The sequence below is a fragment of the Rhizobium sp. CECT 9324 genome (assembly GCF_918741265.1).
In the GTDB taxonomy this organism is placed as follows: domain Bacteria; phylum Pseudomonadota; class Alphaproteobacteria; order Rhizobiales; family Rhizobiaceae; genus Allorhizobium.
In genome coordinates, this window is record NZ_CAKKMZ010000002.1 from 501,880 (window position 1) to 521,199 (window position 19,320).

General features: G+C 58.2%; 19 protein-coding genes. 14 read left to right on the top strand and 5 right to left on the bottom strand.

Translation table 11 applies throughout. From position 1 onward, the window contains the following. The first annotated feature begins 6 nt into the window (after positions 1-6). From LQ231_RS22240 to LQ231_RS22255, 4 genes are read left to right on the top strand one after another with little or no spacing between them, the layout of a single operon-like run. Positions 7-888, top strand: a complete 882-nt coding sequence (locus LQ231_RS22240) for a MoxR family ATPase (protein WP_230174027.1) — start codon at positions 7-9, stop codon at positions 886-888. A gap of 1 nt (position 889) precedes the next feature. Further along, entirely contained in the window at positions 890-2,077 is a 1,188-nt protein-coding gene (locus LQ231_RS22245; protein ID WP_230174029.1) for a VWA domain-containing protein, read from the top strand. Between the two features lie 2 nt (positions 2,078-2,079). Continuing rightward, the gene (locus LQ231_RS22250; RefSeq protein WP_230174030.1) at positions 2,080-2,904 is read left to right on the top strand and encodes an XdhC/CoxI family protein; all 825 of its coding nucleotides are present in this window, start codon (positions 2,080-2,082) and stop codon (positions 2,902-2,904) included. 39 nt (positions 2,905-2,943) lie between these two features. Continuing rightward, positions 2,944-3,585, top strand: a complete 642-nt coding sequence (locus LQ231_RS22255; protein WP_230174031.1) for a carbon monoxide dehydrogenase subunit G — start codon at positions 2,944-2,946, stop codon at positions 3,583-3,585. Positions 3,586-3,840: 255 nt separating this feature from the next. On the opposite strand, the gene LQ231_RS22260 is transcribed toward LQ231_RS22255, so the two are convergent. Continuing rightward, positions 3,841-4,863: a LacI family DNA-binding transcriptional regulator gene (locus LQ231_RS22260; protein WP_230174032.1), complete on the bottom strand. Its 1,023-nt coding sequence runs from the start codon at positions 4,861-4,863 to the stop codon at positions 3,841-3,843. A 296-nt stretch (positions 4,864-5,159) separates the two neighbouring features. On the opposite strand from LQ231_RS22260, the gene LQ231_RS22265 reads away from it, so the two are divergent. The 7 genes from LQ231_RS22265 (at position 5,160) to LQ231_RS22295 (ending at position 12,373) form a co-directional block, all read left to right on the top strand. Then, complete coding sequence (locus LQ231_RS22265; RefSeq protein WP_113140060.1) at positions 5,160-6,494, top strand: ABC transporter substrate-binding protein; 1,335 nt, start codon at positions 5,160-5,162, stop codon at positions 6,492-6,494. A gap of 90 nt (positions 6,495-6,584) precedes the next feature. Then, the gene (locus LQ231_RS22270) at positions 6,585-7,532 is read left to right on the top strand and encodes a sugar ABC transporter permease (RefSeq protein WP_230174033.1); all 948 of its coding nucleotides are present in this window, start codon (positions 6,585-6,587) and stop codon (positions 7,530-7,532) included. Then, positions 7,529-8,470, top strand: coding sequence for a carbohydrate ABC transporter permease (locus LQ231_RS22275; RefSeq protein ID WP_113140062.1), 942 nt, complete (start codon positions 7,529-7,531; stop codon positions 8,468-8,470). The genes LQ231_RS22270 and LQ231_RS22275 overlap by 4 nt, the downstream gene beginning before the upstream one ends. Beyond that, positions 8,467-8,655, top strand: coding sequence for a hypothetical protein (locus tag LQ231_RS22280; protein WP_113140063.1), 189 nt, complete (start codon positions 8,467-8,469; stop codon positions 8,653-8,655). The genes LQ231_RS22275 and LQ231_RS22280 overlap by 4 nt, the downstream gene beginning before the upstream one ends. Positions 8,656-8,658: 3 nt before the next feature. Beyond that, entirely contained in the window at positions 8,659-9,756 is a 1,098-nt protein-coding gene (locus LQ231_RS22285) for an ABC transporter ATP-binding protein (protein ID WP_230174034.1), read from the top strand. After that, a complete protein-coding gene (locus tag LQ231_RS22290; RefSeq protein ID WP_230174035.1) occupies positions 9,749-10,741 on the top strand; it encodes an ABC transporter ATP-binding protein in 993 nt (330 codons plus the stop codon). Before LQ231_RS22285 ends, LQ231_RS22290 begins: the two co-directional genes overlap by 8 nt. Before the next feature lie 12 nt (positions 10,742-10,753). Continuing rightward, positions 10,754-12,373: a dihydroxyacetone kinase subunit DhaK gene (locus LQ231_RS22295; protein ID WP_230174037.1), complete on the top strand. Its 1,620-nt coding sequence runs from the start codon at positions 10,754-10,756 to the stop codon at positions 12,371-12,373. A 76-nt stretch (positions 12,374-12,449) separates the two neighbouring features. Here LQ231_RS22295 and LQ231_RS22300 read toward each other — a convergent pair whose 3' ends face one another. From LQ231_RS22300 to LQ231_RS22310, 3 genes are all read right to left on the bottom strand, one after another. Then, a complete protein-coding gene (locus LQ231_RS22300; protein ID WP_113140067.1) occupies positions 12,450-13,211 on the bottom strand; it encodes an amino acid ABC transporter ATP-binding protein in 762 nt (253 codons plus the stop codon). Further along, on the bottom strand, positions 13,208-13,888 hold the full coding sequence (locus LQ231_RS22305) for an amino acid ABC transporter permease (RefSeq protein ID WP_230174039.1): 681 nt from the start codon (positions 13,886-13,888) through the stop codon (positions 13,208-13,210). Before LQ231_RS22305 ends, LQ231_RS22300 begins: the two co-directional genes overlap by 4 nt. Before the next feature lie 105 nt (positions 13,889-13,993). Beyond that, positions 13,994-14,770: an amino acid ABC transporter substrate-binding protein gene (locus LQ231_RS22310; RefSeq protein WP_230174041.1), complete on the bottom strand. Its 777-nt coding sequence runs from the start codon at positions 14,768-14,770 to the stop codon at positions 13,994-13,996. Between the two features lie 431 nt (positions 14,771-15,201). Between LQ231_RS22310 and LQ231_RS22315 the strand changes: the two genes are divergently transcribed. Next, positions 15,202-15,348, top strand: coding sequence for a DUF1127 domain-containing protein (locus LQ231_RS22315; protein WP_113140012.1), 147 nt, complete (start codon positions 15,202-15,204; stop codon positions 15,346-15,348). A 491-nt stretch (positions 15,349-15,839) separates the two neighbouring features. On the opposite strand, the gene LQ231_RS22320 is transcribed toward LQ231_RS22315, so the two are convergent. Beyond that, positions 15,840-17,006 (bottom strand): dihydrodipicolinate synthase family protein, encoded by a 1,167-nt coding sequence (locus LQ231_RS22320; RefSeq protein WP_230174043.1) that lies wholly within the window; start codon positions 17,004-17,006, stop codon positions 15,840-15,842. Positions 17,007-17,264: 258 nt separating this feature from the next. Here LQ231_RS22320 and LQ231_RS22325 point away from each other — a divergent pair, with 258 nt between their 5' ends. Both LQ231_RS22325 and LQ231_RS22330 read left to right on the top strand, forming a co-directional pair. Then, entirely contained in the window at positions 17,265-18,311 is a 1,047-nt protein-coding gene (locus tag LQ231_RS22325; protein ID WP_230174045.1) for a LacI family DNA-binding transcriptional regulator, read from the top strand. Beyond that, positions 18,308-19,312, top strand: a complete 1,005-nt coding sequence (locus LQ231_RS22330) for a Gfo/Idh/MocA family oxidoreductase (protein WP_230174047.1) — start codon at positions 18,308-18,310, stop codon at positions 19,310-19,312. The genes LQ231_RS22325 and LQ231_RS22330 overlap by 4 nt, the downstream gene beginning before the upstream one ends. Positions 19,313-19,320 lie beyond the last annotated feature (8 nt).

Sequence of the window (19,320 nt, forward strand, 5' to 3'; positions counted from 1 at the left end):
CAGAGCATGGCGATCACGCTTCCACAGGACCGGATTGCGACGGAGATGGCCGCGGTCGGGTATGTTCCCGACCGCGAGCTGGCCACCGCGCTATGGCTGATGGACAGCCTCAAGCGGCCGCTGCTGCTGGAGGGCGAGGCGGGGGTCGGCAAGACCGAGGTGGCACGCGCGCTTTCGCTGGCGCGCGAAACCAAGCTGATCCGGCTGCAATGCTACGAGGGGCTGGACCAGAGTTCGGCGCTCTATGAATGGAACTACCAGCGGCAATTGCTGGCGATCAAGGCGCGCGAAGGGCTGAATGCCGACGAGGTCGAGGAAGCGATCTTTTCCGAGAAATACCTGCTCGAGCGGCCTTTGCTGGCGGCGATCCGCCAGGCGAAATCGCCTGTGCTGCTGATCGACGAGGTCGACCGCGCCGACGAGGAATTCGAGGCCTTCCTGCTGGAGCTGCTGTCGGATTTCCAGGTGTCGATCCCGGAACTCGGCACAATCACGGCGCGGACGATCCCAATGGTCATCCTGACATCGAACGGCACGCGCGAGCTCTCCGACGCGCTACGCCGCCGCTGCCTCTATCACTATGTCGATTTCCCTGATGTCGATCGGGAGGCGCGCATCATCCTATCGCGACTGCCTGAGATCGATACGGCGTTGGCGTTGCAGATCGCCGGCATGGTCGGCCTGATCCGCAAAGAAGAGCTGCGCAAGGCGCCGGGCGTTGCCGAGACACTGGATTGGGCCGCGACGCTTTCGGGGCTTGAGATTCGCCACCTCCGCGACGAACCGGAGGCGGTGTTCGAAACGTTGATGTGCCTGATCAAGACAGCCGAAGACAAGGCGCGAATGACACGCCAAGTCACCGACCGGCTGCTGGGTAAGGTGGCGTGAGATGAACGCATTGCGAAAGATGGATTCAGATCTCGGCGAGATGATGCGGGCCAAGCTCTCGGGCTTTGTCGCGGTCCTGCGCGACAATGGCTTCGTGATCGGCCTGGCCGAGACGCGGGACGCACTTGGTGTGATGAGCGGCGCCAGTGCTGCGCGTCCGTCACAGTTCCGGCCGGCCCTCAGGGCTCTGTTCTGCAGCCGTCAGTCGGACTGGCAGAAGTTTGACGAGATCTTCGACGCCTGGTGGACGGGCCGCGGCATGAAGTCGGCCACCCGAATGTCTGGCGCGCCGCAGAAGGCGCCCAACGGGCTGCAGGCCGTTGCGGCCGGCAACCGCGGCCTGGGCGACAACCAGAATGCCGACCATGTGCAGCGTGGCGAAGGCAGCGAGGAGTCCGAGGTCGGCCAGTCCAAGCGCGAGGGCGCCTCGCGCACCGAATTGCTGACCAAGACAGATTTTCGCCACCTGACCGATCCGGACGATCTGGCGGCCGCCCATGATCTGGCCGCACGGCTGGCGCGTCGCATGCGGGCGCGGCTGACGCGGCGGATGCGGGCAAGGCACACCGGCCAGCGCCTCGATCTGCGGCGCACCATCCACAAGAGCGTTGCGCATGGCGGTACTCCGATCGACCTGGTCCATCGCCGGCGCAAGGACAAGCCGCTCAGGCTGGTAGTGCTGCTGGACGCATCGGGTTCGATGAACCTTTATTCAGCAGTGTTTTTGCGCTTCATGCATGGCGTGCTGGACGCATTTCGCCAAGCTGAGGCTTTTATTTTTCACACCCGCTTGATCCATGTGTCGCCGGCCCTGCGCGAGCGCGATCCCGAGCGGGCGATGCAACGCATGTCGCTGATCGCCGAGGGTGTTGGGGGCGGTACGCGGATCGGTGACAGTCTTGCCACCTTTAATCGCTGGCATGCCAAACGCTGCATTCATTCGCGGACCTGCGTTATGATCGTCTCCGATGGTTACGACACAGGCCCATCCTCTATTCTGGCTGGGGAAATGAAAGTTCTGCGTCAGCGTTGCCGACGGATCGTCTGGCTCAATCCGATGATCGGTTGGCAGGATTACGCACCGGAGGCGGCCGGCATGAAGGCGGCGCTGTCTTATGTCGATCTGTTCGCACCGGCTCATAATGTCGAGAGCCTTGTCGCACTTGAACCCTATCTCGCGAGGATCTGATCATGCAGGCTCCACACGACATTCTTGACCTGGTCAGCGAAGCGAGGGCACGCGGTGAACCTTTCGCAATCGCCACCGTAGTGCGAACGGTCTCGGTCACTGCCGCAAAGGCCGGTGCGAAAGCGATTGTTCTGGCTGATGGCAGCATGTCCGCGGGCTGGATCGGTGGCGGCTGCGCCAAGGGGGCTGTGCTGAGGGCTGCATGCGACGCGATCCGCGATGGCCAGCCGCGGCTGGTCAGCATCCAGCCGGAGGATCTGCTGGATGTGAACCATGTGAAGCCGGGAGAGTTTAAAGACGGTATTGTCTATGCGCGCAACATGTGCCCGAGCCAGGGTACGATGGATGTATTTGTCGAGCCGGTTTTGCCGCGGCCCAATCTCATCATTCTCGGTGCTTCGCCGGTGGCCGTGGCACTTGCCGACATCGGCCGCCGCATGGGTTTTTTCGTCACGCTATGTGCGCCTCTGGCAGATCAAGCTGATTTTGGCGGTGTCGACCGCTCGATTGACGGATTCGATATTCCTGCCGATCACAATTCTGGCGACTTCATCGTCATTGCCACACAGGGCCGTGGCGACAGCGCAGCGTTAAAGGCTGTTCTCGGCGCCCCAGCGCGCTATACTGGGTTTGTAGGCTCGAGGAAAAAGTTTGCCGCGCTGCGTCATGATCTTGAGGCGTCAGGGATCGCAACAGAGCCGATGAATGAGATACGTTCACCAGCGGGCCTCGATCTGGGGGGCATCACGCCGGATGAGATTGCCTTTTCGATTGTCGCGGAAATGATCGAAGTTCGCCGACGCGGACAGAGAATGACCAAACGTTAAACGAAAATATGATACGATATCGGGAGTGGGAGAGACAAGATGGATATGAACGGGTCACAGCGTATCGAGGCCTCGCGGGAGACTGTTTTTGCCGGACTGAACGACGTCGATGTGCTTCGCCAGTGTATTCCGGGATGCGACAGCATTGAAAAGACATCCGACACAGAGATGGTTGCCAAGGTCACTTTACGCATCGGTCCGGTCAAGGCGAGTTTTGCCGGTAAAGTCTTGCTTTCCGATCTCGATCCTCCGAATGGTTATACGATCTCCGGCGAGGGGTCCGGTGGCATGGCTGGATTTGCCAAGGGAAGTGCCAAGGTGACGCTGGAACCCGACGGTGACGCAACCATATTGCACTATACGGTCGCGGCTGAGATCGGTGGCAAGCTGGCGCAAATGGGTAGCCGTCTGATCGACAGCACCGCCAAGAAGCTGGCAGGCGACTTTTTCGCGAAGTTTGGTGAAATCGTTGCGGCGCCACCTGCAGACGCAACGACAGTCGAGACGCCGCCGAGTGGTGAAGTAGGCAAGAAAAGCTGGCTCGGTCGGCTCACCGGCACGACGTCTGCGGCGTTGCTGCTGGTTGCCTTGAGCGCGGACGCGTGTTGTCTGTTAGGGCAGCATCACGCAGTTGAAGACGCGGTGGCGTTTTCGATCTGTACATCACAGCCTGTCGTTTAGAATCCGGATATCCTTCGGCATTCCCCGGCGATGACCCCTGTCGCCCGTTTGCGGTGAAGGCCTGATCGCGCCGGGGAACTATCCGCGTGCACCTTTTTGCGCCGATGCTGACGTTGAGCGCCTGTCTATCTTTGGTATCAGCAGAGATGTCCGCGCAGCAGAAGGTGGCGGTGCGCGCCGCAGTCAGGCGGTCATGGGGAGGCTTTAACGATCGCTGCAAGCAATCGAACTTTCAGTGACACCTCTGCGTGCGGCTCACAGGTTCTCCTTGAGCAGAATTTCAATGCGGATTTTTTCCTGTGACGCTAGAGGCGTGCGAAGATCTGTGCGGGCGCGCATGATCCTGAGGGCGCTCCTGACGGCGTGTCCGGGGTCTTGCGCGATAATCGTGTCGATCTTTTCACCCCTGAGTGCCTCTTCGGTGAACGGAGTGCGTTCATGCACGACAACCGTCAGCGCTCTGATGTCGCTACAGCGCTCGATCGACGCGACCGGAATGCGAGCCTCGGCGCTCAGGATATATGCTGCTTTGATCTCGCGATTGTTTTCGAGGGTCCTCTGGATGATCGTCTCTGCGCGGCGCTCGTCGCCGTAGGTTTCGAGCGAGGGAAGCGCTTTCAAGTGGCCAAACTGGCTGTTGATGATGCTGTCGAAACCGAGCCTGCGTTCGATGCTGTCTTGAGCCATCATGGTTTCGGCAATGACCATGATCTTTCCAGTCTCATGTTTGAGAAATCGTCCGATGATCTTTCCGGCCGTGGCGCCGGCGGCAAAATTATCGACGCCGACGAAATCGGTATTTTCGAGCTTCTCTTGGCCAGAGAGAAATTGCACCACCTTGGTGCCGCGTTCAAGCAACCTTGCCATCGCGTCGCGAACCTGGGGTGATTCCGGTGCCATGATGGCAACGCCATCGATTCGGCTGCTGTCGATCGCAGACAGGTATCTGGCGACCTGATGCGGATCGTTGACCGGGATTTGCTCAACATCGACAAGCGTGAGGTCGGATTTGAGTGCTTCGCGTGCTTCATCCACCCTCTGGAGCAATTCCCGGAGATATTGGTCTCCTGCCAAGGGCAGCATAAAGAGGAAGCGGTATGTTTTGTTGCGGGCAAGGTTCACCGCAGCAGGATTGCGAATAAAGCCAATTCGTTCAATCGCTTCGTTGACTTTCTTAGAGGAGGTCTTGCTGACGAAGGGCCTGTCATTGAGCACGCGATCAACCGTTGCCAGACTGACGCCGGCCGCTTCGGCAAGATCTTTCGCTGTCGGCCGCATGTCATCTCCATTGCGCACATTGTCACCGGTTCGATGGATGCTTTTGCGATAGATTTCGACAAAATGCAAGAAACTGAGGTGCGCACCTCAAAAAACGCTTGCATTGAGGTGCGCACCTCAATTACGACTATATTCAGCATCAAGCGACCTTGCCGATGGGGATCGGCGGAGCGCTTTGCTGTTGGGGCCAGGGAGGATGGCGGCCTGTCGCAATCTTGAATTCTGCGCCAAGAGCTCCGCACGGGGCGTTTTCGTTTCCTGATGGAGGTCGGGAAACACAAGGGAGGTTTTCGATCATGAGATCCAAGCTATTGAATTCTGCTGCCACCCTCGGCCTATTGGTCGGCTTTGGTGCGGCGACTGCCACGTCGGCCAAGGCTGATGACTTGACCCTGTGCTGGGCGGCTTGGGATCCGGCCAATGCGCTGGTTGAGCTCAGCAAGGATTTTGAGGCCAAATCCGGCCACAAGATGAAATTTGAATTTGTGCCCTGGCCGAACTTTGCCGACCGCATGCTCAATGAGCTGAATTCGGGTGGCAAGCTCTGCGATCTGATGATCGGAGACAGCCAGTGGATCGGCGGTGCCGCCGAAAATGGCCAATACATCAAGCTCAATGATTTCTTCGACAAGGAAGGCATCAAGATGAGCGATTTCATTCCCGCCACAGTGACTGGCTATTCCGAATGGCCGAAAAACACCCCGAATTATTGGGCGTTGCCGGCCTTTGGCGATGTTGTCGGCTGGACCTACCGCAAGGACTGGTTTGCAAGGCCGGAGCTACAGGGTGAGTTCAAGAGCAAGTATGGCCGTGACCTGGCTGTGCCGAAGACCTTTGCCGAATTGAAGGATATAGCCGAATTCTTCCAGGGCCGCGAAATCGACGGGACCAAGGTCTATGGGGCTGCCATCTATTCGGAGCGTGGCTCCGAGGGCATCACCATGGGGGCTATGGATGTGCTCTACAGCTATGGCTTCAGCTACGACAATCCCGATAAGCCCTACGAACTGGAAGGCTTCGTCAATTCTCCGGATGCCGTCGCCGGTCTGGAATACTACAAGGCGCTCTACGATTGTTGCACGCCGCCCGGCTCGTCAGATGCCTATATGTCTGAAAACATCGACGCCTATAAATCCGGACAGGTCGCGCTCCAGATGAACTTCGCCTTCATCTGGCCAGGCATCCATGCCGACGCCAAGGTCGGCGGCGACAAGTCGGGCTATTTTGCCAATCCTGCCGGCCCTGGCGGAAAGCAGTTCGCCCAGCTCGGTGGCCAGGGCATATCCGTCGTTGCCGCATCGGAAAAGCAGGCAGCAGCACTCGAATACATTAAGTGGTTCGCGCAGCCCGAGATCCAGGCGAAATGGTGGAGCCTCGGCGGTTACTCGGCCCTGCGCGCGGTGGTCGAAGATCCGGGCTTTGCCACCAGTCAGCCCTATGCTCAGACCTTTCTCGACTCCATGGCGATCGTAAAGGATTTCTGGGCCGAGCCTTCCTATGCGTCTCTGCTGCAGGCCTCGCAGAAACGGTTTCATGACTATGTCGTGGCCGGGCAGGGCACCGCAAAGGAAGCCCTGGATGGCCTCGTGAAGGACTGGACCGACGTCTTCGAAGACGAAGGTAAATACTAACTGCTCCCCCGCTTGTCGGGAACTTGCAGGGCGGGGCCGGTTTTTGACATCCGGCCCTGCCATTCATCAGAAATTTATTGAGGGGGTATCATGTCCGATACACCGATAGACCGAATTGCGCAGGCGACCCCGCCGGCAATGGCGCGACGGATCTCCGGCCTGTCTGACCGCTCTATAGCCTGGCTGTTCGTGGCGCCGTCGATTGTTCTTCTGCTCGCGGTCAATATCTTCCCGCTCATCTGGACGATCCGACTGAGTTTCACCAACTTCCGCGTCAACCGCCCCAATGCAGACATCGAGTTCGTCGGGTTGCAGAACTATCGCCGGATTTTGACGGATCCCGATATCTGGTTGACGATGCAGGCGACGGCGCATTTTCTGATCTGGACCATCGTCCTGCAGGTGTTGCTGGGTTTCTCGCTCGCCTACCTGATCAACAAGAAGTTTCGCGGCAATGACCTTTGGACAACGCTGATCGTCCTGCCGATGATGCTGAGCCCCGCTGTAGTCGGCAATTTCTGGACGTTCCTCTATCAGCCGCAGATCGGTCTCTTCAATTATGCCGTCAGCTTCTTTACCGGCATTGATCCTTCCAGCTTTTCGATGATCGGCAGTGTCAATCTCGCACCTTGGGCGATCATTATCGTCGATACCTGGATGTGGACGCCATTTGTCATGCTGATCTGCCTGGCCGGTCTGCGCTCCATTCCAGACAGTATCTATGAAGCGGCAGAATGTGACCGCGCCAGCAAATGGCGGCAGTTCTGGACGATCACGATACCCCTGGTTCTGCCCTTCCTCATGTTGGCAGTCCTATTTCGCGGCATCGAGAACTTCAAGATGTTCGATCTGGTTGTGCAACTGACCGGCGGCGGTCCTGGCTCCGTGACCGAGTTGACCTCGATCAACCTGAAGCGAGAAGCCTTCGAGAAATGGCGGACCGGCTATGCGTCTGCCTATGCCGTCATTCTTTTCGTGACCGTGTTTGGACTGGCATCGATCTACGTCAAGGCCCTGAACAAGGTGAAGCAGAGATGACCAGCTACTCCGTCACAGAGCCTTCGTTGCGCCAGAAATGGTTCGCCGGCATCCTCGTGGTCTTTTATGCGGTTGTGACGATCCTGCCGCTGATCTGGATCATCACCACCGGCTTCAAGTCTCCGTCCGATGCCATCGCCTATCCTCCCAAGGTCGTTTTCCAACCGACCCTGGAAGGATATGTGAACCTTTTCACCACTCGCACGCGCGTGTCTGAAGAAACGCTGCAGCAACTGGGCGAGCCGCAGACCTGGTACGAGCGGATCGTTCGCAAGGATGGATTGGTCATTGCCGGTCCGTCACGCTTCGGCGAGCGTTTCACCAATTCGGTGATCATCGGCTTCGGCTCGACTGTGCTCTGCATCGTACTTGGAACCGCCGCCGCCTATGCATTTTCGCGATTCCGGGTGCCATTGAAGGACGATCTCCTGTTCTTCATTCTCTCAACCCGGATGATGCCGCCAATCGCCGTGGCCATCCCCATCTTTTTGATGTTCCGCTCGCTCGGGCTCAGCGACACCCATGCCGGCATGATCCTGCTCTATACCGCGGTCAACCTGTCTCTGTCGGTCTGGTTGTTGAAGGGCTTCATCGACGAGATACCCATTGAATATGAAGAGGCTGCGCTGATCGACGGCTACACACGCTTTCAGGCCTTCTACAAGGTGGTGCTGCCACAGGCGGCGACAGGCATCGCATCGACTGCCATCTTCTGCCTGATTTTTGCCTGGAACGAATATGCCTTTGCCGTCCTCCTGACGTCCGGCACGGCACAGACGGCACCACCCTTCATTCCGACCATCATCGGCGTTGGCGGACAGGACTGGCCGGCGGTTGCCGCGGGCGCCACGCTTTTCCTAGTTCCCGTGATGGTCTTCACCATTCTCCTGCGCAAGCATCTGCTGCGCGGCATCACTTTCGGAGCTGTCCGTAAATGACTGAATTCCTGAACGGACTACTGCATATGCGACGCGGCGCCTGGGAGCTGGTCGCTTCCGTCCTGATCGCGGCCGGCGTCATCATGCTGATGCAACCTTTCGCGCTCTGGATGTTTTCCTATTCCTTTGTTGTCACCCTGATTGGCACGGTGATGTTCATCATCGTCAGCCATTTTCCGGAGTGAAGCATGGCCCAGATTCGAATTGAAAATGTGCGCAAGGAATTTGGAAGCTTCACGGCCGTGCAATCCTCCAGCTTCACCGTCGAGGATGGCGAGTTTTTCATGCTCCTTGGTCCTTCCGGCTGTGGCAAAACGACCACCCTGCGCATGATGGCGGGCCTTGAGCTTCCGACCAGCGGCGAGATTTATATCGACGGCGAAGAGGTCGGGATGAAACGGGCCAGCCAGCGCGACATCGCCTTCGTTTTCCAGATGTTTGCGCTCTATCCGCACATGAACGTGCGGCGCAACATTTCCTATCCACTGCTCAGCCAAGGTGTTGCGAAGGCAGAAGTCAGGCGGCGGGTTGCCGAGGTCGCCAATATCCTGAAGATCGAAAACATTCTGGAAAGGCCCGTTGGCGGGCTTTCAGGCGGTGACCGTCAGCGCGTGGCGCTCGGTCGAGCAATCGTACGCCGACCCAAGGCCTTCTTCATGGATGAACCGCTGGGCGCGCTGGACGCCGAGTTTCGCGAACACATGGCCGAAGAGCTTCGCGCACTGCATGATCGCATGGGCGCCACGACGGTCTATGTCACGCATGACCAGCTCGAAGCCATGCAGATGGGGGATAAGATCGTGGTGATGAACCATGGTGTGGTCGAGCAGTTCGGCCGTCCCCAGGATATCTATGATTGGCCCGCAACCAAATTCGTAGCCAAATTCATCGGCTCGCCGGCGATGAACTTTCTCGAGTTCGACGGCATGATTGGCAACGGCGCCGACAGCATCGATTTGTCCGGACAGAAAGTCCAAGTCCCTGTGAGCAGGCAAGGCGCCAAGGGCAGGTTGACACTCGGCGTTCGCCCCGAGCACATCCATTTTTCCGATGCGTCCGAATTTCGCGGTCGGGTCATCGCCACCGAATATCTCGGGACAACGCAGATCGTCACCATGTCGACAGCCAACGGAATGGTGAAGGCCCGGATATCCTCCAACAAGGGGGTCAATCCAGGCGACCTCATCGGCCTCGAATTCGATGCGCGAACTCTGACCATCTTTACAGAGGAAAGGGGCTTGGCGCTCTTGTCGGAAGCCAATGCGGGAGTGCTGCGTCATGGCTGAAGTCATTTTGAGGGGCGTTACCAAAACCTTCGGCGATCACAATGCACTCGAGAATGTGTCGATGACCATTCCCAATGGCTCCTTTGTTGTTCTTCTCGGCCCGACCGGTGCTGGAAAGACAACAACGTTGCGATTGGTCTCAGGGCTGGATCAGCCCGATAGTGGCGAAATCCTGATTGCTGGCCAGTCGATGCGAGGTCTGACTCCCGCCCAGCGCAATGTGGCGATGGTGTTCCAGCAGTACTCGCTCTATCCGCACCTTACGGTGCGGCAGAACCTCGAATTTCCGTTGAAGTCGCCACTGCTTACTACGGCGCAGGCCGAAATCGAGCGCAAGGTCAGTGCGATAGCGGAGATGCTTCAGATATCCCATAAACTGGAAAACAAGGCGACAGCCCTGTCCGGTGGCGAAATGCAGCGCGTTTCGATCGGCCGTGCGCTGGTCCGAAATCCGCAAGTCTATCTGATGGATGAGCCACTGAGTTCGCTCGACGCAAAACTGCGGTCCGACTTGCGTATTGAACTGAAGAGCATTCAGGCGAATTCCGGGGCAACACTGCTCTACGTGACACATGACCAGATTGAAGCGATGACCATGGCGACGCATGTTGGTGTCCTTCAGAATGGCAAACTCATTCAGTTCGGGTCCCCGCGTGACCTCTACGAGAAGCCTGTCAGCACCTATGCGGCGACGCGCCTGGGACAGCCACGCATCAATCTTCTTCCTGCAGACGTTTTCGCTGGCGCGCCGCCACGAGCCGTCACAATCGGGTTGCGGCCCGAGCAAATCCTCCAAGGGCGCGGTGAAGACAGTCTGGTCACGCGTGTCGAGCATCTGGGAGACCAGACCCGCTTGCATCTGTCGTTTCGCAATCATCAACTCGTCACCGTCACCGAGCCCCATAGCGTGTTGCGCCATGGCGATATCGTCAAAATCCAGCCAGACAGCCCGCTCTATTTTGATGCGGACGGCATGCGTATTTAAGGGAGGAACAAAATGGCCCAGTTCATCAATAGACGAGAAGATGTCGTCACCGAGGCGATCGATGGTTTGCTGGCAACGTCGCGTGGCATGCTCGCACGGCTGGACGGTTATCCGCATATCCGCGTTGTCATCCGCAATGATTGGGACAAGTCGCGGGTGGCTCTCGTCTCCGGTGGCGGTTCTGGCCACGAACCTGCTCATGCTGGGTTTGTCGGCGCGGGTATGCTGACGGCTGCCGTCTGTGGAGACGTGTTTGCCTCGCCCAGCGTCGATGGCGTCTTGGCCGGCATTCTAGCAGTGACCGGCCCCGCGGGCTGCCTGTTGATTGTCAAGAATTATACCGGTGACCGGTTGAATTTTGGACTGGCTGCGGAACGCGCCCGCGCCTTCGGGCTGAATGTCAGCATGGTTATTGTCGATGATGACATTGCACTGCCGGATCTGCCCCAAGCGCGTGGGCTTGCCGGCACCCTGTTCGTTCACAAGATTGCCGGCGCGCTGGCTGAGACCGGCGCTGATCTCGATACCGTGACAGCCGCCGCCAGACGTGTTGTCGCCTCGACAATGAGCATCGGTATGTCACTTGACACCTGCACCGTGCCTGGTTCCCCAAAAGAGGATCGAATTCCCCCGGGCATGGTCGAGCTTGGACTTGGTATTCATGGGGAAGCGGGCGTCGAGCAGATTGATTTTTCCGATGCCCGAACTGCAATTGCCGCCGTCGCCGCGAAACTGGCACCGCATGTTGAAGACAAGTCGCATGTGGCACTGATCAACAATCTAGGTGGAACATCGGTTCTGGAGATGTCGGTGCTCACCCATGAACTGCTGAATTCGGTGCTTGGCCCGAAGATCTCGCATGTCGTTGGGCCAGCCCCGATGATGACCTCACTCGACATGCGCGGATTTTCGATCTCGCTGCTGCCGGTCGAGGCGCAGGAGCTTGATGCCCTTTCTCGTCCAGTCGTGCTTCCCGCATGGCCTGGGCTTGCCGCGATCATGCCCATCAATGTTGCCTCGCTTCCGGATGGCCTGACCCCGATCACGCCTTTGGCCTCGGATCATCCGGAAACCAGGCAGTTCATCACCAATTGCTGCAACGTGATGATCGCGGCGGAGCAGGACTTGAACATGCTGGATGCCAAATCGGGTGACGGCGATACCGGGTCGACTTTGGCGGGGGCGGCAAGGGCCTTGATCAGGGCGATGGATCGCCTGCCTCTCTCGGATCATACCCAGCTTTACCGCGCCATTGGCCAGGAACTCAGTCAGACGATGGGTGGCTCCTCCGGGGTACTCTTGGCGATTTTCTTTACGGCGGCTGGCGACGGTGCCGCAAGTGGTCTGTCGATGCGCGATGCGCTGAAGGCGGGGCTGTCGCGCATGCAGGAGATTGGTGGCGCTCAGGTTGGCGATCGCACCATGGTTGACGCCCTGGCGCCAGCACTTGACGCCCTCGCCGACGGTATTCTGGCTGCTGCAAAGGCAGCACGAGAAGGCGCGGATCTGACCGCGACGCTGGAACGTGCCAAGGCCGGACGCGCCGCTTACATCAATGCCAAACAGCTGCACGGAAATGTCGATCCGGGTGCGGAAGCGGTGGCCCGGCTGTTTGAGTATGTCGCTCGTTAGTCTTCTACATCCCGGCCTGGGTTGCTGGGATGTAGCGACATTTTCCGTTACCGGAGAAGGAGCACCGTTAATCCTTTCAGATGTCGTAGCTGTGTCCAGCGCTGAGTGACGAGATGAATCGCTTCGTGCGCTCACGTTCTGGCGTCTGGAAGATGTTTTTCGGAGCGCCGCTTTCGACGATCAGGCCGCCGTCGAGGAATAGAACCTGATCGGCGACGCGCGACGCAAGCCGTAGGTCATGGGTGGCCATGATCATGGTCGTGCCTTCGCGCGCGAGCCGGCTCAATACTTCGACGACCTCTTCGGCTAATTCCGGATCGAGGGCCGAGGTCGGTTCGTCGCAGAGGAGCACCCGCGGCGACGGGGCCAGTGCACGGGCGATTGCCACGCGCTGCTGCTGGCCACCCGACAATGTTGCCGGCCAGGCGTCGGCCTTGTGCGCCATGCCGACTTTTTGCAACAGCTCCAGAGCGTGCTGGTGCGCCTTTGCCTTCGGCCATTTGAGCACCGTGACCAGTCCCTCCATGACATTTTCGATCGCCGTCTGGTGCGGAAAGAGTTGGAAGTTCTGAAACACCATGCCGGTCTGGCGCCGCAGGCGTTGGGTCGCATCCCAGCTTGGCTTCTTGCCAGGCAGGAACTGGATGGTCTCCGCAGCGAGGCGGATCGTTCCGGAGGTCGGGATTTCCAGGAGATTGATGCAGCGCAAAAGCGTGCTCTTGCCGCCCCCTGATGGGCCGACCAGTGCCGTCACAGTGCCTTCGGCGATCGTGACGCTGATGTCTTTCAGGACGACATTGTCGCCGAAGCGTTTCTCGATATGGGATAGTTCGATCATGTTCTGGCCTCCAGAAAGCCGCCATATCGCGCGAAGCGCTTTTCAAGTCGCACTTGCAGGGCGGATAGCACGGAGCTCATGGCCAGATAGATGAGCGCTGCCTCGATGTAGAGGATCAAGGGTTCGTAGGTCGTTGCAACGATGCGCTGCGCTGTCTGGAAGAGTTCGGGCACGGTGATGGCGGCAGCCAGGGATGTGTCCTTCACGAGGGAGATGAATGTGTTGGAAAGCGGCGGCACGGCGACGCGTGTTGCCTGCGGCAGGATCGTCCTCCGCATGGCCTGGCCCCAGCTCATGCCGATGGAGTACGCTGCCTCCCATTGCCCGCGCGGCACCGAGGCAATGACGGCTCGGATTATTTCCGACGTATAGGCGCCAACATTCAGCGTGAAGCCGATCAGGGCGGCGGGAAATGCATCGAGAAGAATGCCGAGGCTCGGAAGACCGTAGAAGATGACAAACAGCTGGACCAGAAGCGGAGTGCCGCGGATCACCCAGACATAAAACCGGGCGGCCGCGACCAGTGGTTTTGGCCCGAAGAGGCGGGTGACTGCAACAGCCAGGCCAAGAGCGAGACCGAGGCCGAAGGATAAAAGGGTCAGCGGTATGGTGAAGACCAGACCCGCCCAGAGAAGTGGCTGGAGCGAATCCAGCATGAGTTGAAGCCAGGCGGGCAAGATAGAATCCCTCAAATGAAACAATCCGCTCCAAGCCTCTTATGTGCTTGGAGCGGATCAGACTATAGCGGAGCGTGGTTCGGTTCGAAACCGTGAGAATGTCTCTTACTTGGAGACATCCGCTCCGAAATATTTCTGGGAAATCGCGTCGTAGGTACCGTCCGCCTTGATGTCGCTCAGCGCTTTGTTGATCGCGGCCTGAAGCTCCGTTTCTCCCTTGCGCAAAATGATCCCGGAATGGTCAGCATCAGCCTGTTCTGCCGCAATTTTCACCGGGGCTTCAGGCTTATGCTTTTTGAAGTCGAGGAAGGACAGACTGTCATTGATCGTCGCATCGGCGCGCCCGGTGAGCACCAGTTGAATCGATTGGTCAAAGCCGTCAGTGCCGACGAGTTCTGCGCCGGACTGTTGCGCGAGCTTGCCGAAATTGCTGGAAAGCGACTGTGCTGCCGTCTTGCCGTTCAGATCGGCGAATGACTTGATGTCGTTATTGTCAGCCTTGACGATCAGCACCGCCTTGGAGGCGATGTAAGGTTCGGAGAAGTCATACTTCTTCTGCCGCTCTTCGGTAATGCCGACCTGGTTGATGACCACGTCGTAGCGCTTCGCGTCAAGACCGGCGATCAGGCCGTCCCATTTGCCTTCTAGAAATTCTGCGGTCACGCCAAGTTTTGCGGCGACGGCTCTGCCGATCTCGACATCGAATCCGACCAGCGCGCCAGACGTGTCATGAAACGTAAAAGGCGCATAGGTTCCTTCGGTGCCGATTTTCAAAACACCTGCGGACTTGATTTCGTCCAGGTTGGCGCCCGCATGGGCAATGCCGGCGGAAACAAGCTGGGTTAAAGCTGCAGCGGCGACGATTGTGTTCAACCATTTCATGATGATGATCCATTTCCTTGATCGGTCGGCCTCAATGTCCGACGTTGGGGCAAATCTCGCACGACATGCCAATGATTGCGGCGGACAGATCACCAATGTTTTCGACAAATGGCAAAGGTTTTGTCTCGGTCCGAGCGTCGGGCGGAAAATTTGACCTTCCGATAAAAAATGGCGATGCTGTCCGGATTGCATCCCACAATGACCTGGAAAGGCTACGTCGCAGGGGCTCTTGGCTCAGTCTTTTGTATCCGTTTGTCCGAAGGATGTAATTGTGCTGCAGACGGGTAGTCCGTGCGCCATTTGCATGGCTGCCTTGCGAGCGCGTCACTTTTAAAAGGGCAGGGCGATCTCCATATCTTGGCTATCGAAACGACGTTGGAACTGAAGCAAAGGTTGCTGGCGTCTAAGAGACCTCACGAAAGGGGATCATCATGAACGTCGCCCGCTCCTTTAACAACTGGCGCAAGTATCGTCAGACAGTTGCCGAACTTGGCCGCATGTCGAGCCGCGAACTGGCTGACCTCGGCATCAATCGTGCCGACATCCACAATATTGCCCGCGGAACTGCCGCTCGCTGATGGCTGCCGCTTTTCTGATGTGATGTCCACGACGCCCGCTTTAGACGCGGGCGTCTTTGCGTTGGCGATTTCTCTTTTCTCGCATTGGGTGTGCGTCTGCTCTGGCTGACCGCTGCTGGCTTGTTGCAGGCATTTCCGCCCGGCGATCCTCTCGTTTTCAGTGCCATCATTTTTGCATGGCTGCAGTGCAACAAAGCGTATTTTATAAGCACGGCGATGCTGTATGTTGGTTTTCAACGAAGCGATGCACCTCCTCCCGCAAAGCTTCGTGTTTCAGGCGACCCACTCCTCCTCCCAGGGGCGCCTGTAGGAACAGCGGCACTCCTCCTCCCAGTCGCTGTTCATCAATTCGAAAAGCCTGCCGCACCTCCTCCCGCGGCAGGCTTTTTCGTTTGGGCTTTTTTAGATGCTTTGAAAGGCCGTTCGCCTCTGTGCGTGTCCGGTATGCTGCCCAGTGCTGAACGGGCTCGATTGTCTTCAGGCGGGCCTGGCTATTCTATGCCGTATACGCCTACGAGGTTTTTCATCCTTCTGGTTGCCAGTTCAGGCCTGTCGAGCACGTTTGCCTGGTCGGCGAGGCGAAAAATGTCGGCGTAGTGTAGGATGCTGCGTGCGGATTGCATGCCTGCTGGCATGCTGAAATGGTTCTGATGGCCGTTCAGCCAGGCGAGAAGCACGACACCCGCCTTGTAATACTGCGTTGGTGCCTCGAAGATCTTTCGCGACAAAGACACGGTTGGCTCGATGACGGCACGGAAGGTTTTAGTGTCGCCGTGGGCAAGGGCTGCGAGCGCTTTGGAGGCGGAGGGTGCTACGGCGTCAAATATGCCGAGCAGTGCGTGGCTATGGTGCTGCCCGTCACCCTCGATTAGTTCGGCATAGTTGAAGTCATCGCCGGTGAAGCACAATATGCCTTCCGGTAGTCGGTTGCGCAGCTGCACTTCCTTGCTGTTTTCCAGAAGCGAAATTTTGATGCCTTCAACTTTGTCTTTGTTTTGGGAGATGATATTCAGCACACAGTCGAGTGCTTTTTCAAAGTCGGTGCTTCCCCAGTAGCCGGCAAGCTGTGGGTCAAACATTTCACCCAGCCAGTGAAGCACGACTTTGTCCTTGGCCTGCGAAAGTATGCGGCCATAGACCTTGGCATAGTCGTCAGCTGATGTTGCGATACGGGCCAGCGCGCGGCTGGCCATCAGGATCGCGCGGCCGCCAAACTTTTCTACATATTCAAGCTGCGTTTCATAGGCGCGGATGATGTCGTCAACTGTGCGGGCGTCTGTGGGCGCCAAATGATCCGTTCCGGCGCCGCAAGCGAGATCAGCGCCTTCGACGGCCTTTGCCTCGGCAAGGGAGCGGCGGATGAGCTCCTGCGCCCCTGGCCAATCAAGCCCCATGCCCCGCTGCGACGTGTCCATGGCTTCGGCTATCTTGAAGCCGTGACTCCAGAGATGATGTCGGAACGCCATGGTCGCGTCCCAATCGATAGCCGGCCGGTTCCAGGGGTCGAAATCGATATGCGGTGCAGAGACGACATGGGCTGCGGCATAGGCAATCCGGTTGAAGGCGGGTGTGCCGGTGGCTTTTGCGATCGGTGTTCCGACTAGTGCGTATGAACTTGTCGTTCCGTCTGCAGCGGGCAGTTTCAAGCTCAGGGTCATCACGTCCTCCTTGTCCATTCAAATCGCCAATAAATTAGATCGTTCCAAATTTCAAGGCGGATGTTCCAGAGTTTGCTTAACTGGAATTGTGTTTGTTAAGTGAAAAGCCCGAGATGACGCGGTATATGGGCCCTACTGGAGAGAAGTTCTCGATTCTGGATGAGTTTACGTCAGCTCTGATGTGGCCGATATTTACGCTTGACGATTTGGAACGATCCAATTATTGAAGGTTTGTCTGGGGGAATTCGGGAGAATTCGATGAATAAGGCGCGGGTCACCGTCATTGACATTGCCAGGGCTGCGGGTGTTTCGAAGTCGACGGTTTCCCTCGTCTTGCAGGCGTCGCCGCTGGTCAATGAGGTCACGCGCGCCAAGGTGACGGCGGTGATGCGCGAGCTGGGGTATGTCTACAATCGCGGCGCTGCGAACCTGCGCCAGTCAAGCGCCAAGTCGAAGATCGTGGGTGTTGTCGTCAATGACCTAACCAACGGCTTTTTTGCCGAGGTCGCGGTGGGTGTCGACATGGTCGTGCAGTCTGCGGGTTATGTCCAATTCCTTGCCAATACCAATGAAAACGTCGATCGCCAGCTTGAGGTTGTCGCCTCCATGCGCGAGCACGGCATTTCCGGTCTGATCGTGTCACCGGCGCGCGGCTCGACGGCTGCAGATTTCAAGTCTGTGGTCAGTGCTGGCATTCCTGTGGTGTTGATGGTGCGCAATATCCCCGGCGCCAAGGTTTCGTCGGTGACGTCAGACAATCATGCCGGCATCTATGCGGCCGTTGAGCACCTGGTCTCGCTCGGCCACAAGCGCATCGCGTTCTTTGGGGGGTTTCCCGACATGTTCATCTTCGATGAGCGCATCTCTGGCTATCGGGATGCGATGGTCGCCACAGGCCTTGGTTTTGATGAAGGGCTGGTGTTTTCCTCTGCTCCATCTCGGGCCGGCGGCGTTGAGGCCGTGGGCAGGGCGCTTTCCATTGCCGATCGCCCGACAGCCGGCGTGTCGTTCAACGATGCGGTCGCCTTTGGCGTCTGTGACGGTCTTAGGTCACACCGTCTGGAGCCGGGTGCCGATTTTGCAGTTGTCGGCTTCGACGACGTCATCGAGGCGAAGTCGACGGTGCCTGCGCTGACCACGATATCCGTCGATCCCCAGGGGATGGGGCGCCGCGCCGCGCAGCTTCTCCTGAAGCAGATCAATGCCGGCAAGGCGGAGCCAGAATCGCTTGTTGGTGCGGTCCGGCTCGTCGTCCGTGAAAGCTGCGGAGCCACCAAGACATTGTCCGGGAGGAGGGCGTCATGACGGTACGTTGGGGTCTGATCGGCGCAAGCACGATCGCGCGGGAATGGGTGATCGGCGCAATCCGTGCAACGGGAGGAGAGGTCGTTACGGTCCTGAGCTCGGACGAACGGCGTGCGAAAGACTATGCGCTAGAGAACGACATTGGCAGTTCGTCGACTGATATGGCAGAGCTCCTCGATAGCGCAGACATCGACGCAGTCTACATCTCGACCACCAACGAACTGCATCGCGACCAGTGTGTTGCGGCTGCAAAAGCCGGAAAACATGTGCTGTGTGAAAAGCCCTTGGCGCTCTCGCTCGAGGATGCCCATGCGATGGTGGCAGCTGCCCGCAAAGCGGGGACTGTGCTCGCGACCAATCATCACCTGCGCAATGCTTCCAGCCATGTCGTCATGCGCGATGCGATCGCCGCTGGCAAAATCGGCAAGCCGCTTTCCGCACGGGTCTTTCACGCGGTTTATCTCCCCTCGCATCTACAGGGTTGGCGTCTGGATAAGCCCTCGGCTGGCGGCGGCGTCATTCTCGATATTACCGTTCACGATGCCGATACGCTGCGCTTCGTGCTTGGTCGCAACCCTGTCGAGGTTGTGGCGTTTGCGCAATCCGGGGGCATGGGCAAGCATGGCCTCGAGGACGCGGTCATGGGTGTGATGCGCTTCGAAGACGATATCCTCGCGCAGTTCCACGACGGTTTCACCACCAGATTCGCCGAGACCGGTTTCGAGGTCCACGGCACGGAAGGTTCTCTTGTGGCGCGCAATGTCATGACGCAACGTTCCGTCGGAACGGTCATGCTTCACAATGCCGATGGCGAACAGGCTCTGAAGCTTGGCACGCGCAATCTCTATGAAGCGGGCCTCGAAAGCTTTCATGCGGCAATCGCGGGCAAAGGGAGGCCTTCGGCATCGGGTGAGGACGGCGTCTGGTCACTGGCCACGGGCTTGGCCGTCATCGAAGCGGCAAGAACGGGCCGTGCCATTAACATTGAAACCGGGCTTTGAGTATAACT

Bases quoted from the DNA above. Each gene is read 5' to 3' on its own strand.
- LQ231_RS22240 (WP_230174027.1), top strand. From the start codon at position 7: ATGGCGATCACGCTTCCACAGGACCGGATTGCGACGGAGATGGCCGCG.
- LQ231_RS22245 (WP_230174029.1), top strand. From the start codon at position 890: ATGAACGCATTGCGAAAGATGGATTCAGATCTCGGCGAGATGATGCGG.
- LQ231_RS22250 (WP_230174030.1), top strand. From the start codon at position 2,080: ATGCAGGCTCCACACGACATTCTTGACCTGGTCAGCGAAGCGAGGGCA.
- LQ231_RS22255 (WP_230174031.1), top strand. From the start codon at position 2,944: ATGGATATGAACGGGTCACAGCGTATCGAGGCCTCGCGGGAGACTGTT.
- LQ231_RS22260 (WP_230174032.1), bottom strand. From the start codon at position 4,863: ATGCGGCCGACAGCGAAAGATCTTGCCGAAGCGGCCGGCGTCAGTCTG.
- LQ231_RS22265 (WP_113140060.1), top strand. From the start codon at position 5,160: ATGAGATCCAAGCTATTGAATTCTGCTGCCACCCTCGGCCTATTGGTC.
- LQ231_RS22270 (WP_230174033.1), top strand. From the start codon at position 6,585: ATGTCCGATACACCGATAGACCGAATTGCGCAGGCGACCCCGCCGGCA.
- LQ231_RS22275 (WP_113140062.1), top strand. From the start codon at position 7,529: ATGACCAGCTACTCCGTCACAGAGCCTTCGTTGCGCCAGAAATGGTTC.
- LQ231_RS22280 (WP_113140063.1), top strand. From the start codon at position 8,467: ATGACTGAATTCCTGAACGGACTACTGCATATGCGACGCGGCGCCTGG.
- LQ231_RS22285 (WP_230174034.1), top strand. From the start codon at position 8,659: ATGGCCCAGATTCGAATTGAAAATGTGCGCAAGGAATTTGGAAGCTTC.
- LQ231_RS22290 (WP_230174035.1), top strand. From the start codon at position 9,749: ATGGCTGAAGTCATTTTGAGGGGCGTTACCAAAACCTTCGGCGATCAC.
- LQ231_RS22295 (WP_230174037.1), top strand. From the start codon at position 10,754: ATGGCCCAGTTCATCAATAGACGAGAAGATGTCGTCACCGAGGCGATC.
- LQ231_RS22300 (WP_113140067.1), bottom strand. From the start codon at position 13,211: ATGATCGAACTATCCCATATCGAGAAACGCTTCGGCGACAATGTCGTC.
- LQ231_RS22310 (WP_230174041.1), bottom strand. From the start codon at position 14,770: ATGAAATGGTTGAACACAATCGTCGCCGCTGCAGCTTTAACCCAGCTT.
- LQ231_RS22315 (WP_113140012.1), top strand. From the start codon at position 15,202: ATGAACGTCGCCCGCTCCTTTAACAACTGGCGCAAGTATCGTCAGACA.
- LQ231_RS22320 (WP_230174043.1), bottom strand. From the start codon at position 17,006: ATGACCCTGAGCTTGAAACTGCCCGCTGCAGACGGAACGACAAGTTCA.
- LQ231_RS22325 (WP_230174045.1), top strand. From the start codon at position 17,265: ATGAATAAGGCGCGGGTCACCGTCATTGACATTGCCAGGGCTGCGGGT.
- LQ231_RS22330 (WP_230174047.1), top strand. From the start codon at position 18,308: ATGACGGTACGTTGGGGTCTGATCGGCGCAAGCACGATCGCGCGGGAA.